This is a genomic window from Azohydromonas australica DSM 1124, from assembly GCF_000430725.1.
GTDB lineage: Bacteria > Pseudomonadota > Gammaproteobacteria > Burkholderiales > Burkholderiaceae_C > Azohydromonas > Azohydromonas australica.
Window position 1 is genome coordinate 16,455 of sequence record NZ_KE387203.1, and the last position, 14,704, is coordinate 31,158.

A 14,704-nucleotide genomic window follows, 5' to 3' on the forward strand; every position below is an offset into this window, starting at 1 on the left:
CTCATCCCCTCAACGCCTGCGCCTCCCGAGCCAGCTGCGTGATGCGCGCCCAGTCGCCCGCGGCGACCGCGTCGGCCGGCGTGAGCCAGGAGCCGCCGCAGACCTTCACGTTGGGCAGCGCCAGGAAGTCCGGCGCGTTTTGCGGCGTCAGGCCGCCGGTGGGGCAGAAGGCCACGTCCGCGAAGGGACCGCCCAGCGCCTTGAGCATCGGAATGCCGCCCGCCGCCGTCGCCGGGAAGAACTTCAGGAAACTGAAGCCGTCGGCGTTGGCGGCCATCACCTCGGTCGCCGTGGCCACGCCGGGCAGCAGCGGCAGACCGATCTCGCGGCACTCCAGGCCGATCTCCGAAACGTAGCCCGGCGTGACGGCGAACTGGCAGCCGGCGTCGCGCGCGGCGCGGGCGTCGGCCACCGTGCGCACGGTGCCGGCGCCCACGATGGCGTCGGGCACCTCGCGCGCGATGGCCTCCATGCACTGCAGCGCCACCGGGGTGCGCAGCGTCACCTCCAGCACGCGCACGCCGCCTTCGACCAGCGCCTGCGCCATGGGCACGGCGTCTTCCAGGCGCTGGATGACGATCACGGGGATGACCGGCCCGAAACCGGCCAGCTCGATGGGGTTGGTTACAGCCATGTGCAGGCGCCCTCCTCGGCGCTGTTGACGTTGCGGCGCATGCCGCCGAAGAGCTCGCGGCCCAGGCCGTGGCCGTTGTCCACGGCCTGTTCCGGAGAGATGGTTTCAGGCTGGCGCGCAGCCCAGGTGGCGTCGTCGACCAGCGCTTGCAGCGTGCCGGCCTCGGCGTCCAGGCGGATCAGGTCGCCGTCGCGCACCAGCGCCAGCGGGCCGCCGTCCAAGGCCTCGGGCGTGACGTGGATGGCGGCGGGCACCTTGCCGGAGGCGCCGCTCATGCGCCCGTCGGTCACCAGCGCCACCTTGAAGCCCTTGCCCTGCTGCACCGCCAGCGGCGGCGTGAGCTTGTGCAGCTCGGGCATGCCGTTGGCGCGCGGACCCTGGAAGCGCACCACGGCGATGAAGTCGCGCTCCAGCTCGCCGGCCTTGAAGGCGGCCATCAGCGCCTCCTGCGAGTCGAACACCCGCGCCGACGCCTCGACGACGTGGCGGTCCTGCGGCACCGCGGAGACCTTGATCACCGAGCGGCCCAGGTTGCCCGTAAGCAGCTTAAGCCCGCCGCTGGCGGAGAACGGCGCGCCGTGGGTGCGCACCACGGACGGGTCGATGGGCGACGGCGGCAGCGCGCTCCAGGCCAGCTTGCCCTCCTGGCGCACCGGCACCTGCGTGTAGGCGCCGATGCCGCCCTCGGCCACGGTCAGCACGTCCGGGTGCAGGCAGCCCGCCTCCAGCAGCTCGCGCAGCACGAAGCCGGGGCCGCCGGCCTGCTGGAACTGGTTCACGTCGGCGCTGCCGTTCGGGTAGACCCGCGCCAGCAGCGGCACCACGGCGGAGAGCTCGGCGAAATCGGTCCAGTTGATGCGGATGCCCGCCGCGCGCGCCACCGCCACCCAGTGGATGAGATGGTTCGTGGAGCCGCCCGTGGCCAGCAGCGCCACCATGGCGTTGACGATCACGCGCTCGTCCACCTGCTCGCCGATGTTCCGCTTGCGCTGCACCAGCGACAGCGCGGTGCGCACCGCCTCGCGGCTGAGGTCTTCGCGCAGCCCGTCGTGCGGGTGGATGAAGGCGGCGCCGGGCACGTGCAGGCCCATGGCTTCCAGGAGCATCTGGTTGCTGTTGGCGGTGCCGTAGAAGGTGCAGGTGCCGGGGCCGTGGTAGGCGGCGCTCTCGGCCTGCAGCAGCTCGTCGCGCCCCACCTGCCCTTGCGCGTACTGCTCGCGCACGTGCGACTTCTCGGTGTTGGACAGGCCGCTGCTCATGGGCCCGGCAGGCACGAAGACGCAGGGCAAGTGGCCGAAGTTCAGCGCGCCGATCAGCAGTCCCGGGACGATCTTGTCGCAGATGCCCAGCAGCAGCGCCGCGTCGAAGACGTCGTGCGTCAGCGCGATGGCGGTGCCCATGGCGATGGTGTCGCGCGAGAACAGGCTCAGCTCCATGCCCGGCGTGCCCTGCGTGACGCCGTCGCACATCGCCGGCACCCCGCCGGCCACCTGCAGCGTGGCGCCGTTGCGGTGGGCCTCGTCGCGCAGCAGCGCGGGGTAGTTCTCGTAGGGCTGGTGCGCCGACAGCATGTCGTTGTAGGCCGTGACCACGCCGATGTGCGGCGCGCGCTCGGCCACGATGCGCAGCTTGTCGTTGCTTGGCAGCGCGGCGAAGGCGTGCGCGACATTGGCGCAGCCCAGGCGGTCGCTGCCGCGCTTGCGGTCGGCCAGGCGCCGCACCTGCGCCAGGTAGGCGCCGCGGCTGGCCGCACTGCGCTCGCGAATGCGGTCGGTGATGTCGAGGATGGCGGTCTTCATGGGCGTGGCGGCTTCATGTAACTCGGTTACTCATTCTGAAGTAACCGAGTTACAGCGTCAATGGGTCCGGACCCGCAGGCGCGGCAAGCGCTGCACCCGCTACGCTGCCCGGCATGGACCCGACGCTGCTGCAAGAGAGCCTGCAATTGCGCGATCCGCTGGCGCTGCTGCGGCAGGTGCTGCGGCAATGGGATCGCGGCGACCTGTGGGTGTTCGGCTACGGCTCGCTGATCTGGCGCCCGGAGTTCGACGCCGAGGAGCAGCGCCCGGCGCAGGTGCATGGCTACCACCGGGCGCTGCGCATGCGCTCGCGCGTCAACCGCGGCACGCCGGAGCGGCCGGGGCTGGTCTATGCGCTGCTGCCCGGCGGCTCCTGCCGCGGCGTGGTGTACCGCGTGGCGCAGCCACGGGTGGAGGAGGAGCTGACGCGGCTGTGGGCGCGCGAGATGCCCACCGGCGTCTACGACCCGCGCTGGCTCAAGTGCCACACGCCGGGCGGGCCGGTGCGGGCATTGGCCTTCACGCTGAGCCGGCGCAGCCCCAGCTACACCGGGCGGCTGTCGGAAGAGGAGCTGCTGGAGGTCCTGCGCCACGCGCGCGGGCGCTTCGGCAGCACGCTGGATTACCTGGTGCACACCGCCACCGCGCTGCGCCGCCACGGCATGCCGGACCGCGAGAGCGAGAAGCTGCTGGCGCTGGCGCGCCGGCATCGGCTGATCGAAGGCGGCTGAAACAAAAAAGGCCGCCTGCGGGAGGCGGCCTTCAAGCCCTGCAAGGGCCGGAGGGACGAGCCGGCGGGCTCGCCCCGAGAGGATCAGAAGGCCGGCGGCGCCGGCGCCCAGGCGCGCGGCCCCGGCGGCGGGGCGACCGGCTCGGCCAGGTCGCGCAGCGATTCCAGGTCCAGCTGCGTGCCGGGATCGTCCACGTCCACGCCGCAGGAGGGGTAGCGCGCCACCAGGCGGCGCGCGCCGCTGTCGTCGGGCAGCTGGACCAGCTCCGAGTACAGCTCCGCGGCGAAGCCCACCGGGTGGCCGCGCCGGCCGGCGTGCTGGGCATAGGCTACCGCGTGCACGCGCAGCGCCTGCGCCACCGCCACCAGCGTGCCGGGCTGCACCAGCGGCATGTCGGCCGGCAGCACCACCCAGCCCGAGGCGCCTGGCCGCGTGCCGACACCGGCCGCGATGCAGTCGCTCAAGCTCGGCACCGCCGTGCCGCCGTCGGGCTGCTTCACCTCGGGCAGGACCACCACGTCGCGCGCGGCCACGTGGGCACGGGCGCTGGCTTCGAGCCTGGGCGTGGTCACCACCAGGACCGGCAGCTCACTAGCGACAGCCTGGCGCAGCGTGGCATCGAGCATGTCGGCATCGTCAAGCTGGCGCGGAGCGCGCAGCGGACCGTAGAAGCGGCTGCCGCGACCAGCGGCCAGCACGATCACCGTGGGGCAGAAAGCCATATCGAGCACCATCCTTGACCTCCGCGAACACCTCCGGGTGCCCCAAGGGCGGCAGTCTCGTTGCACCGCAGCAAGAATCAAAGTGGGAACTGTCCCTAGGGCGCACCGAGTAAGAGATCCCCCTTGGTCCAGGGTTTATCCTTGGTCCATGGATACCCGACTCGCCGATTTGCGCAAGAGCTATGAGCGCGCCGAACTCGATGAAGAGGCCTCACAGGCCGACCCGCTGCGGCAGTTCGAGCTGTGGCTGCAGCAGGCGCTGGAAGCGCAGCTGCCCGAGCCCAATGCCATGACCGTGGCCACCGTCGGGCCCGATGGCCGGCCTTCCACGCGCGTGGTGCTGATCAAGGGCTGCGATGCGCGCGGCATCGTCTGGTACACGAACTACGACAGCCGCAAGGGCCGCGAGCTGGCGCAGAACCCCTTCGCGGCGCTGCAGTTTCACTGGGTCGAGCTGGAGCGCGTGGTGCGCATCGAGGGCCGCGTGGAGAAGACCAGCGCCGAGGAGTCGGATGCTTATTTCAACTCGCGCCCGCTGGATTCGCGCCTGGGCGCCTGGGCTTCGCCGCAGAGCGAGGTGATCAGCGGCCGCACGGTGCTGGTGGCCAATGCCGCCAAGGCCGGCGTGCGCTTCGGACTCAACCCGCCGCGCCCGCCGCACTGGGGCGGCTTCCGGCTGGTGCCCGACCGCTGGGAGTTCTGGCAGGGCCGCAAGTCGCGCCTGCACGACCGGCTGCGCTACCGGCTGCAGGACGGCCTGTGGGTGCGCGAGCGGCTGGCGCCGTGAATCCACGAACCCGTTCGGGCTGAGCCTGTCGAAGCCGTGCCGCCCACTCCGGCGGCAAGCCCTTCGACAAGCTCAGGGCGAACGGCGCCTGCAGCTCAGGAAGCTTTCACCCGCTGCTTGAACGTCTTCCTGAACTTCTCCACCTTGGGCGCCACCACGAAGGCGCAGTAGCCCTGCCCGGGGTGGTTGGCGAAGTAGTGCTGGTGGTAGTCCTCAGCCCGGGAGTAGTTCTCCTCGGGCACCAGCTCCGTGACCACGCGCCCGCCCAGCGCCTCGTTCACCTCGGCCAGCACCTCGCGCGCCACCGCCGCCTGCGCCTCGTCATGGGTGTAGATGCCGGAGCGGTACTGCGGCCCCACGTCGTTGCCCTGGCGGTTGCGCGTGGTGGGGTCGTGGATGGTGAAGAAGATCTCCAGCACCTCGCGCAGCGGGATGCGCTGCGGATCGAAAGTGACACGCACCACTTCCGCGTGGCCTGTGTCACCTTGGCACACCTGCTCGTAGCTCGGCCGCACCACGTGGCCGTTGGTGTAGCCGGACTCCACCGCCAGCACCCCGTCGACCAGCTCGTACACCGCCTCCGTGCACCAGAAGCAGCCGCCGCCCAGGGTGATCGTCTCGGACGCCATCTGCGCCTCCTTTCGCATGCGGCCGCCCAGCGCGGCCGCGACGCGGCGATTCTGCGGCGCGGCGGATCAGCCCTTCCGCCGCGCAGGTCGAAGCGCCGGGCCAAAGCGCCAGGCGGCCCGCGCCGCGGCTCAGGGCTGCTGGTAGGTGATGCGGTAGATCGCGCCGGCGTAGTCGTCGGACACCAGCAGCGAGCCGTCCTTCATCACCGCCACGTCCACCGGGCGCCCGCGCAGCGTGCCGGTCTCGTCGTCCAGCCAGCCGCTGGCGAAGACCTCGGTCTTGTCGGCCGTGCCGTCGGGCTTGAGCGAGGTGAACAGCAGCTGCGCGCCGTTGGGCTTGGTGCGGTTCCACGAGCCGTGCTGGGCCGAGAACAGGCCGCCCTGGTACTTCGCCGGGAACTGCCGGCCGGTGTAGAAGACCAGCCCCAGGTCGGCCGCGTGCGCCTCGGTCAGCACCTGCGCGGCGGTGACGTTGGGCGGCAGCGGGTCCTTGTCGTACTTGTGCTCGGTGATGCGCGTCTTGCCCTGGATCCACGGGTAGCCGAAGAACTGGCCCGCCTTGGTGGCGCGGTTGATCTCCCCGTTGGGGATGTCGTCGCCCATGCCGTCGGTCTGGTTGTCGGTGAACCAGAGCGTGCCGTCCTTGGGATTGAAGTCCATGCCCACGGAGTTGCGCACGCCCGTGGCGAACACCTCGCGCTTGCTGCCGTCGAGCTCCATGCGCACGATGCCGCCGATGCCCCACTTGTTGTAGAGGTCGAGCTTCTCGCGCGGGGGCACGTTGAAGGGCTGGCCCAGCGTGACGTAGAGCTTCTTGTCCGGGCCGATGCGGCAGGTGCGCGCGCCGTGGTTGAAGGACTCCTCCTCCACCGGGATCAGCCCGCCCTGCGGCACCACCTCGGCCACCGCCACGTCGGGGCCCTCGTAGAAGAACTCGGCTGCGGGGAAATTCAGCACCCGGTTGTGCTCGGCGACGATGAGGAAGCCGTCCCGGGTCCAGCACACGCCGTTGGGGTTCTTGAAGTTCAGGCTGGGCGCGAAGGGTTTCACCTCGTCGGCCGTGCCGTCGGAGTTGCGGTCCGTGACGGCCCAGACGGTGGTCTTGCGCGTGCCCACGAACAGCATGTTGGCGGTGGGCGCCACGGCCATGTGGCGCGCATCGGGCACGACGGCGTAGAGATCGATCTTGAAGCCCGGCGGCAGCTTCACGCGCTTGAGGTTCTCGCGGATGGCGTTGGCGTTCTTGCCTTCCTGCGGCACCGGCGGGATGTTGAGGTCGGTGCCCGAAACCTTGAACTGCTTGAGTTTCTCGATGTTGGCGGACGCGCCGGGCGCCGCGGGTTGCGCTCTCGCGACACCGGCCAGCAGCAGCGCGCCGGCCAGCAGACTCAGGGCGAACGGTCGGTTGAGGGGCTTCACAGGCTTGTCTCCTTCACCGTTGTGCCGTTGCCGCCGCAACGGGGGCGGCACGGCCAGTCCGGCACCGCCTTGGCACCGGGCTCGCGCACTGTGAGCGCGGCCCCGGCACGCAGGCAGATGGGGCAAGTCCCTAGGGCACGCCGCCCCGGATGGCGGCAGGCGTGCCGTTTCAGCGCAGCGACAGCTCCACCTGCGGCGCCCAGGCCGCCGCCTTCTCGCCATCCGCCTTGGCCTCGTGCAGCCGCGGCGCGGCCACGAACAGCCGCTCGCCCGGCACGCCCTGCGCGATGAGCGCGTCGCGCACCGCCAGCGCGCGCTGCACCGCAAGCTGGCGCGCGCTGTCCTCGGTGACGGCGATGGCCGCCAGCAGCCGCTGCTCCATCTCAGCCGGCGGCAGCTCGCGCGCCAGGCCGATGAGGTTGCGCGGCTTGTTGGGCAGCGCCGTGTCGGCATAGATGCGGCGCAGCAGCGCCTCGCGTTCGGCGGGCGTGGGCGGCGGCAGCTCGGCCTGCGCAGCCGCGCCGGCGCGCAGCGCCTGACGGCGCTGCTCGGTGCGGATGCGCGCCTCCAGCTGCGCGCGGCGGATGGGCTCGGCCTCGGCCTGCAAGTCGGCCTCGCCGGTAAGGGTGGTCTGCAGCTCGGGCTTGTCCTGCAGTGCCTTGGCCGCCTGCTGCAGCACCTCGCGCCCGTCTGCGGCCGGCAACGCGCTGCCGGGGTCGAAGGCCACGCGGCTGAGGTCGGGGCCGCTGGCGCCGGCCAGCAGCGCGAAGGGCGAGGTCAGCGCCTTGAGCAGCAGGTTGCCGATGAGGCGCAGGATCACGCCGCCGATGCTGAACTGCGGGTCGTCGAGGCTGCCGCTGACGGGCAGGTCCAGGTCGATGTTGCCGTGGCGGTCCTTGAGCAGCGACACCGCCAGCAGCACCGGCAGCTTGGTGGCGCTGGGCGACTCCACGCGTTCGCCGAAAGTGAGCTGGTTGAGCGTGAGGCGGTTGCGCGCCTGCAGCCGGCCCTCGTTGTTGATGCGGTAGTTGAGGTCCACGCTGAGCTTGCCGCGCTCGATGGCGTAGCCGGCGTACTTGCCGGCGTAGGGCGACAGCGGCGGCAGCTCCAGCCCGGTGGCGTGGGCCTCGATGTTGAGCTCCGGCGGGTCGTTCAGCGGGTTGAGCGTGCCCTGGATGTCCAGCGCTGCGCTGCCCGCGGCCCGGCCGCGCAGCGACAACGGCGCCAGGCCCGGGCTGTCCGAGCGCAGCGGCCCCAGCATGCCGTTGAGCTCGGTGAGCTCGGCGCTGTAGTTGGGACGGACGAAGCGGTCGTTGAAGTCGATGCGGCCGTTGAGCAGCGTGGTGCTGCCCAGCACCAGGTCCAGCGGCAGCTCGCGCGTGCGCTTGGGCAAGGGCTCGCCGATCGCCACGCCGTCGCGCTTGGCAGCGGAGGCGGACGCATCCGCCGCGGGTGCCGAGGCGGTGGGCGCGCCCGAGGCCGCGGCGCCGTCGGTGTCAAGCACGGGACGGCCGCGCAGGTCCTGCAGGTTGAAGCGGCCCTGCTCCGTGACCACCAGGCGGGCGAAGAAGTCCGACAGCGTCGTGGCCTGCAGCTCCACGCGCGGTTTATTGCCGGGCAACACCGAGGCATTCAGGCCCTTGAACGCCAGCGATTGCCAGCTCAGCAGCTCGTCGTCCTCGGTCTGCCCGCGCGCGGCGACCACGTGCACGCCGCCCAGCAGCGCGTCGCCGCGCAGCTGCACGCGCGGCCCGTCCGTGCCGAGCGCGAGGCTGACGTCGCCGTCGAAGCCGGCCTCGCCGTGCAGCAGGTGCAGCGGCAGCGCGCCGCCGGCGTAGGCCTGCAGCAGGTGCATCGGCAGCCGCTCGATGCGCCAGCGCCCGTCCAGCGCCAGCGGCTCCAGCTGCAGCCGGCCGTTCCACTGCACGCGGCCGGGCGTCTTGTCCTCCGGGTCGATGAGCTGCAGGCCCAGGCTGGCGCGCCGCGCGCCGCCGGCCAGGGGCCACTGCAGGTCCTGCAGCGCCAGCTGCAGCTTCGACAGCTCCAGCGCCACCGGCGCCTGCGGCAGCGGCTGCGCGTCGCGCCAGCGCACGCGGCCGTCGTCGATCTGCAGCTGGCCCAGCCGCACGCGCCAGGCGGGACCGGCCGCCGCGCCGTTGCGGGGCGGCGCCGGCGTGGCCGCAGCCGGCGCATCCGCGGCCGACGGGAACCACGACAGCGCGTTGAGCCGGCCCTCGGCATCGCGCGCGAGCTGCAGCGCGGGCGCCTGCAGGCGCAGCCGGCCGATCTCCACCGCCTGGCCCGGCAGCGCGACGCGCACGGCCTCCAGCGCCAGCGCGTCCCAGGCCACCAGCGGCGGCGCGGACGGGGCAGCCGGGTCCAGCAGGCGCAGCCGGTCCAGCCGCGCCTGCGCCAGCTCCACCGTCTGCAGCCCGGCGGGCGTCCAGGCCAGCTGGCCCTGCACGCCGAGCTGGCCTTCCGGCAGCGGACGCAGCGCCTGCGCCAGCAGCGGCGCCAGCGGGCGCAACGGCAGCGCCTTCAGATCGAAATTCAGCGTGCCGCCCTCGGCCGCGGCGTTGCCCGACAGCTTCAGCTCCCCGGCCGGGACGTCGGCGCCGCCCTCCTCCGGCCGCAGCCGTGCCGAGGCCTCGAAAGGCATGGCGGCCTGCAGCGGCCATTGCAGCTCGCGCGCCTGGGCGTCGAGCGCCTCCACGCGCCAGCGCAGCTTCAGCGCGTCGTCGCGCCAGTGCAGCGCCGCGCCCTTGATCTCCAGCGCCTGCGCCGACACTTTCCAGGCGGCCTCGGACGCCGCGCCGGCCGCCGCGGCCGAGGCCGCCGAGGCGCTTTCCGTGGCGGGCTTCGCCGTCGCGCCGGCCCCGGAAGCCCCGGAGCCGCCCAGGGCCGGCAGCAGCCGCCCTTGCGCATCCCGCCCTGCGTGCACGTCGAGCCCCTCCAGGCTGACGGGGCCGAGCGCGATGCGCCGACGCAGCGGCTGCGAGGGCTGGACCTCCACCTGCAGTGACTTCCAGCCCAGCAGCGGCTCGCCGCGGCTGTCGGCCAGCGCCAGGTCCTGCGCCTGCAGCCGGCCCTGCACGTCCAGCTCCGGCGTGCCGTCGTCGGCCAGGCGGAAGCGCAGCTGCAGCCGCGTGCCGAACCGGCCGCGCTCCAGCTTCAGGTTCAGGCTGCTGGGCAGGTACGGGCTCAGGGACGCGAGATCCAGCGCCTCCAGGCTCAGCTCCAGCGTGCTGTCGCGGTGGCGCGAGAAGGGCGTGGCGCGGGCGCCGCTGTCGAAGCGGCTGCCGTCGAGGATGAAGGCCAGGCGCGGCTGCACCTGCGTCTCCACGTCCGCGGGCAGGCTGGAGATGAAGGGCAGCTCCACGTTCAGCTCGCGCAGCTCGTGGCGCACGTGGCGCGTCTCGTCCTGGTAGATCAGCTCGCCGCGCTCCAGGCGCAGGTTGTGCAGCGCGAAGCGCGGCGGCGGCGCGTCCTCGGTGCTCTCGGTCTTCGGTTGAGCGCTCAACCGCTGCAGCATGTCGTCGAGGTCGGTGCCGCCGTCGGCGCGGCGCGTGACGCGCAGCCGCGGCGCGGTGAGCTCGATGGCGCTGAGCACCGGGGCGCGCCGCCACAGCGAGCTGGCCTCCAGGTTGAGCAGCAGGCGCTCGACCTGCGCCTGCGGCGCCGGCGCGGCGGCGCCCTCGGCCTGCGGCGCGCCGGCCAGCGTGATGCCCTCGACGGTGAGCCGCAGGTTCCAGGGCGTGAAGCGGATGCTGTCCACGCGCAGCTCGCGGCCCAGCAGCTCGCTGCCGCGCTGCTGCAGTTGCCATTTCAACAGTGGCGGCAGCGCCAGCGCGCCCAGCAGCCACAGCACTCCCAATGCGATCACCAGCGCGGCCAGCCATCGCGCCGCACGCTTGCCCTTGAACATTTGTTTATTGCGGATCAGTGCGGGCGGCCTGCGCACAATGCGCGCCACCCGGGGTGAGGGAACAACCAATGAACGAGATTGTGATGCGGCTGGGCCTGGAGGCCTGGAAGCCGGCGCTGGGCACGCTGCTGCTGCCACCCGTGCCGGCGCTGCTGCTGGTGCTGCTGGGCTTCAGGCTGCGCCGGCGCGCGCTGGGCACGCTGCTGATGGGCGTGGCGGTGCTGGCGCTGTGGCTGGGGGCCTGCGCGGGGGCGGCGGAATGGGCCCGGCAACGGCTGCTGGCGCCCCCGCCGGCCGTGAACCCGGCCGCGCTGAAGGCGCTGCAGCCGGCGCAGGCCACCATCGTCGTGCTCGGCGGTGGCAGCGAGAACCTGGCGCCGGAGTACGGCACGTCCAACCTGAGCCCGTGGTCGCTGGAGCGGCTGCGCTACGGCATCTGGCTGTCACGCGGCAGTGGCCTGGGGCTGGGCTTCAGCGGCGGCGTGGGCCACGCCGGCCTGCCCGGCGAGGCCGAGGCCACAGTGGCGGCCCGCATCGCGCGCGACGAGTTCAGGCACCCGCTGCGCTGGACGGAAAGCGGCTCGCGCGACACGCGCGAGAACGCCGCGCGCACGCTGGCGCTGCTGCGCACGCAGGGCATCACCGACATCGTGCTGGTGACACAGGACTGGCACATGCCGCGCGCGCAGCGCGCCTTCGAGCAGGCCGCCGCGGCGGCGGGCATGACGTTGCGCGTGACGCCGGCGCCGATCGGCCTGGCGCCGCGCGTGGAGCAGCCGCTGCTGCGCTGGCTGCCCAGCAGCGAGGGCTTCACGCTGATGCGCCAGGTGCTGCGCGAGCGCATCGGCCTGCTCATGGGCGCCTGAGGCGGCCCCAGAAAAGCGAACCCCTCCGCGCCAGGGCGCGGAGGGGACGGGCGATTGCCACCGCCGATGGGGCTCCGGAGGTAGGCGGTCCGGGGCTCCTGTTGCGCAGAAGACTGCGCCACTTGCATGAACCTGCCGCAGCAGGCGAGGCAAAGGTAGCGCAGCGCCGGGACCGCTACAAGCTTGGCGACGGCTGCGGCAGGGACATCACGCGCCGGGACCGCGAGACATGAGACGCTCAAAAAGTGCGTCCATTCGAGACTGCACCGCGGGCTCCATCGTGATGGTGCGGCCCCACTCGCGGCTGGTCTCGCCGGGCCACTTGTTGGTTGCGTCCAGGCCCATCTTGCCGCCCAGTCCGCTCACGGGCGAAGCGAAGTCCAGGTAGTCGATCGGCGTGTCCGACACCAGCGTCGCGTCGCGCACCGGGTCCATGCGCGTGGTGATGGCCCAGATCACGTCGCGCCAGTCGCGGATGTTCACGTCCTCGTCCGTGACCACGATGAACTTGGTGTACATGAACTGGCGCAGGAAGCTCCACAGCCCGAACATCAGCCGCTTGGCGTGGCCCGGGTAGGCCTTGCGGATCGAGATGACCGCCAGGCGGTAGCTGCAGCCTTCGGGCGGCAGGTAGAAGTCCACGATCTCCGGGAACTGCTTCTGCAGGATGGGCACGAACACCTCGTTCAGTGCCACGCCCAGCACCGCGGGCTCGTCGGGCGGCTTGCCGGTGTAGGTGGAGTGGTAGACCGGGTCCTTGCGCTGCGTGAGCCGGTCCACGCGGAACACGGGGAACCAGTCCTGCTCGTTGTAGTAGCCGGTGTGGTCGCCGAAGGGGCCTTCGAGCGCGTGCAGGTAGCCGCCGCGCTCCTTGAGCGGCACGCCGTCCTCGCTCACGCCCTCGTAGCCCGATTCGGCCGTGGGGATGTGCCCCTCCAGCACGATCTCGGCGCTGGCCGGCGCCTGCAACTTCAAGGCGCCCTCGCCCACCGAGGTTTCGGCCAGCTCGGTGCGGCTGCCGCGCAGCAGGCCGGCGAACTGGTACTCCGACAGCGTGTCCGGCACCGGCGTGACCGCGCCCAGCAGCGTGGCCGGGTCGGCGCCCAGCGCCACCGCGATCGGGAACGGTTTACCAGGGTTGGCGCGGGCGAACTCGCGGAAGTCGAGCGCGCCGCCGCGGTGCGCCAGCCAGCGCATGATCAGCTCGCGCCGCCCGATGAGCTGTTGGCGGTAAATGCCCAGGTTCTGGCGCGTGCGCGGCTGCGCCACCGACTGCGGCCCGCGCGTGATCACCAGGCCCCAGGTCAGCAGCGGGCCGGCGTCGCCGGGCCAGCACAGCTGGATCGGCAGCCGGTGCAGGTCCACCTCGTTGCCCTGCAGCACCTGCGCCTGGCACGCGGGCGAGGACACGCGCGCGGGCTTCATGTCCCACAGTGCCTTGGCCATGTGCAGCAGCCGCCCGGCGTCCTTGAGCCCGCCCGGGGGCTCGGGCTCCTTGAGGCTGGCCAGCAGCCGGCCGATCTCGCGCAGCTCGGCGGTGTCCTGCGCCCCCATGCCCAGCGCCACGCGGCGCGGCGTGCCGAAGAGATTTGCCAGCACCGGCATGTCGTGGCCGATGGGCTTCTCGAACCACAGCGCCGGCCCGCCGGCCTGCAGCACGCGGTCGCTCAGCGCCGTCATTTCCAGCCGGGGCGACACCGGTTCGCTCACGCGACGCAGCTCGCCCAGGCGTTCAAGTTGCGCGACGAAGTCCCGCAGGTCGCGGTATTTCATTACCTGTAGCTATAAGAGAGTGGATTGATATTCTTGACCGGTTATTTGAACCGTTCCTAGAATGAGTCCACCTGGCGGAGACCAGGGTTGTCCCGATCCCCTATTCAGGGGGAACGCTGCCTTGCAGCCCGTGGCGTCCATGGCGCTGCGGAAGGGCCCGACCAGTGCGGGCCTGCTGCCGAACCATTATCGCCGCCGCTCTTGTGGCGTCCGTGCCAGCCCCAAGCTGGGCACGCGGACGCCGCGCCGGTGGACGAAAGGAGAGCAATGACAGCGCTTGTCATGTTGCGCGCCCTGCGCGCCTCGGTCGCCGTCTTCCTGCGCGACGTCTTTTCCGGGCTGCTTCAAGTCAGCCACAACACCCTGGCCCTGGTTGGGCTCGCAGTCGTGGCGGTGCTGGCCTTCGGCAGCAGCCACGCCGACCTGCGTCACGAGGTCGAACGCGCAGCGCTGGACTGGCTGCAATCCCGCCACGAGGCCCGCGCCGAGCGCGACGGCGACCTGCTGGTGACGCTGTCCGATCCGCAAGGCGTGGCCCGCGCCACCGCGACCAACCCGAAGGAGCTCGACCGCCAGCAGGCGGCCGTCGCCAAGTGGCTGTCGCGCCGCTACCGCGTGGCGCCGGAGCCGATCAGCCGCCTGGTGCAGGAAGCGTGGCAGGTCGGCCAGAAGGCCGGGCTGGAGCCTACGCTGATCCTGGCCATCATGGCCGTGGAGTCCAGCTTCAATCCCTTCGCCCAAAGCGCCGTGGGCGCACAGGGGCTGATGCAGGTGATGACGCGGGTGCACGACGACAAGTACGAGCGCTTCGGCGGCACGCTGGCGGCCTTCGACCCGGTCACGAACCTGCGCGTGGGCGTGCAGGTGCTCAAGGAGTGCATCGCCCGCGCCGGCGGCGGCCTGGAAGCAGGGCTGCGCCACTACGTCGGCGCGGCCAATCTGGAGGAGGACGGTGGCTACGTGGGCAAGGTGCTGGCGGAGCAGAGCTATCTGCGCCAGGTGGCCAGCGGCCGCGGCGTGCCGGTCAACGCCCCGATGCCGGCCCCGGCAGCGCGTCCGGCGCCCGCCAACGTCAACGCGGCCGAGCAGACCGCCGCCGCGGCGAGCAACCAGGTGATCGCACTGCGCTGAAGCGCGACGAACCTTCTCCAGCTTCCGACCCGCTGCATTCGCAGCGGTTTTTTTGCGGCACCAAAAGCGAAAAGCCCTTGACGAGATCACTCGTCAAGGGCTTGCGATTGGTAGGCGCGATTGGACTCGAACCAACGACCCCCACCATGTCAAGGTGGTGCTCTAACCAGCTGAGCTACGCGCCTGTCGTTTGCTGAAGCCGCTATTCTAGACGCACTTTTGTCACCTGTGCAAGCACCTTTGGCGAAAAATTTGAAGAATTTGCTTCGCCCCACTTCCTGAAGCTGG

Annotated in this window: 11 protein-coding genes and 1 tRNA gene; 4 read left to right on the plus strand and 8 right to left on the minus strand. The window is 71.7% G+C overall.

Annotation, left to right across the window (positions count from 1 at the left end; genetic code table 11):
* Position 1: 1 nt before the first annotated feature.
* Together eda and edd are read right to left on the minus strand one after the other, a co-directional pair.
* Positions 2-634, minus strand: coding sequence for a bifunctional 4-hydroxy-2-oxoglutarate aldolase/2-dehydro-3-deoxy-phosphogluconate aldolase (gene eda, locus H537_RS0119220; protein WP_028999113.1), 633 nt, complete (start codon positions 632-634; stop codon positions 2-4).
* A complete protein-coding gene (edd, locus tag H537_RS0119225) occupies positions 625-2,433 on the minus strand; it encodes a phosphogluconate dehydratase (protein WP_028999114.1) in 1,809 nt (602 codons plus the stop codon). Before edd ends, eda begins: the two co-directional genes overlap by 10 nt.
* 113 nt (positions 2,434-2,546) lie before the next feature.
* Here edd and H537_RS0119230 point away from each other — a divergent pair, with 113 nt between their 5' ends.
* Positions 2,547-3,164: a gamma-glutamylcyclotransferase gene (locus tag H537_RS0119230; RefSeq protein WP_028999115.1), complete on the plus strand. Its 618-nt coding sequence runs from the start codon at positions 2,547-2,549 to the stop codon at positions 3,162-3,164.
* Positions 3,165-3,247: 83 nt separating this feature from the next.
* Here the strand turns inward: H537_RS0119230 and H537_RS44290 are convergent, their stop codons facing one another.
* On the minus strand, positions 3,248-3,898 hold the full coding sequence (locus tag H537_RS44290; protein WP_064736003.1) for a nucleotidyltransferase family protein: 651 nt from the start codon (positions 3,896-3,898) through the stop codon (positions 3,248-3,250).
* A 136-nt stretch (positions 3,899-4,034) separates the two neighbouring features.
* Between H537_RS44290 and pdxH the strand changes: the two genes are divergently transcribed.
* The gene (gene pdxH, locus H537_RS0119240; protein ID WP_028999116.1) at positions 4,035-4,673 is read left to right on the plus strand and encodes a pyridoxamine 5'-phosphate oxidase; all 639 of its coding nucleotides are present in this window, start codon (positions 4,035-4,037) and stop codon (positions 4,671-4,673) included.
* Between the two features lie 95 nt (positions 4,674-4,768).
* On the opposite strand, the gene msrA is transcribed toward pdxH, so the two are convergent.
* The 3 genes from msrA to H537_RS0119255 form a co-directional block, all read right to left on the minus strand.
* Positions 4,769-5,302, minus strand: coding sequence for a peptide-methionine (S)-S-oxide reductase MsrA (msrA, locus tag H537_RS0119245; protein WP_028999117.1), 534 nt, complete (start codon positions 5,300-5,302; stop codon positions 4,769-4,771).
* A 129-nt stretch (positions 5,303-5,431) separates the two neighbouring features.
* Entirely contained in the window at positions 5,432-6,673 is a 1,242-nt protein-coding gene (locus H537_RS0119250; RefSeq protein ID WP_238446756.1) for a PQQ-dependent sugar dehydrogenase, read from the minus strand.
* A 217-nt stretch (positions 6,674-6,890) separates the two neighbouring features.
* Positions 6,891-10,646 (minus strand): DUF748 domain-containing protein, encoded by a 3,756-nt coding sequence (locus H537_RS0119255; protein WP_028999119.1) that lies wholly within the window; start codon positions 10,644-10,646, stop codon positions 6,891-6,893.
* A gap of 68 nt (positions 10,647-10,714) precedes the next feature.
* On the opposite strand from H537_RS0119255, the gene H537_RS0119260 reads away from it, so the two are divergent.
* The gene (locus H537_RS0119260) at positions 10,715-11,512 is read left to right on the plus strand and encodes a YdcF family protein (RefSeq protein WP_028999120.1); all 798 of its coding nucleotides are present in this window, start codon (positions 10,715-10,717) and stop codon (positions 11,510-11,512) included.
* A 207-nt stretch (positions 11,513-11,719) separates the two neighbouring features.
* Here the strand turns inward: H537_RS0119260 and H537_RS0119265 are convergent, their stop codons facing one another.
* Positions 11,720-13,285, minus strand: a complete 1,566-nt coding sequence (locus tag H537_RS0119265; protein ID WP_028999121.1) for a UbiD family decarboxylase — start codon at positions 13,283-13,285, stop codon at positions 11,720-11,722.
* Between the two features lie 267 nt (positions 13,286-13,552).
* Between H537_RS0119265 and H537_RS0119270 the strand changes: the two genes are divergently transcribed.
* On the plus strand, positions 13,553-14,416 hold the full coding sequence (locus H537_RS0119270; protein WP_028999122.1) for a lytic transglycosylase domain-containing protein: 864 nt from the start codon (positions 13,553-13,555) through the stop codon (positions 14,414-14,416).
* A gap of 108 nt (positions 14,417-14,524) precedes the next feature.
* Here the strand turns inward: H537_RS0119270 and H537_RS0119275 are convergent.
* Positions 14,525-14,601 (minus strand) — tRNA-Val (locus tag H537_RS0119275).
* Positions 14,602-14,704 lie beyond the last annotated feature (103 nt).

Coding starts and splice junctions, on each gene's coding strand:
- eda (WP_028999113.1), bottom strand. CDS start 634: ATGGCTGTAACCAACCCCATCGAGCTGGCCGGTTTCGGGCCGGTCATC.
- H537_RS0119270 (WP_028999122.1), top strand. CDS start 13,553: ATGACAGCGCTTGTCATGTTGCGCGCCCTGCGCGCCTCGGTCGCCGTC.
- H537_RS0119255 (WP_028999119.1), bottom strand. CDS start 10,646: ATGTTCAAGGGCAAGCGTGCGGCGCGATGGCTGGCCGCGCTGGTGATC.
- edd (WP_028999114.1), bottom strand. CDS start 2,433: ATGAAGACCGCCATCCTCGACATCACCGACCGCATTCGCGAGCGCAGT.
- pdxH (WP_028999116.1), top strand. CDS start 4,035: ATGGATACCCGACTCGCCGATTTGCGCAAGAGCTATGAGCGCGCCGAA.
- msrA (WP_028999117.1), bottom strand. CDS start 5,302: ATGGCGTCCGAGACGATCACCCTGGGCGGCGGCTGCTTCTGGTGCACG.
- H537_RS0119265 (WP_028999121.1), bottom strand. CDS start 13,285: ATGAAATACCGCGACCTGCGGGACTTCGTCGCGCAACTTGAACGCCTG.
- H537_RS0119230 (WP_028999115.1), top strand. CDS start 2,547: ATGGACCCGACGCTGCTGCAAGAGAGCCTGCAATTGCGCGATCCGCTG.
- H537_RS44290 (WP_064736003.1), bottom strand. CDS start 3,898: ATGGTGCTCGATATGGCTTTCTGCCCCACGGTGATCGTGCTGGCCGCT.
- H537_RS0119260 (WP_028999120.1), top strand. CDS start 10,715: ATGAACGAGATTGTGATGCGGCTGGGCCTGGAGGCCTGGAAGCCGGCG.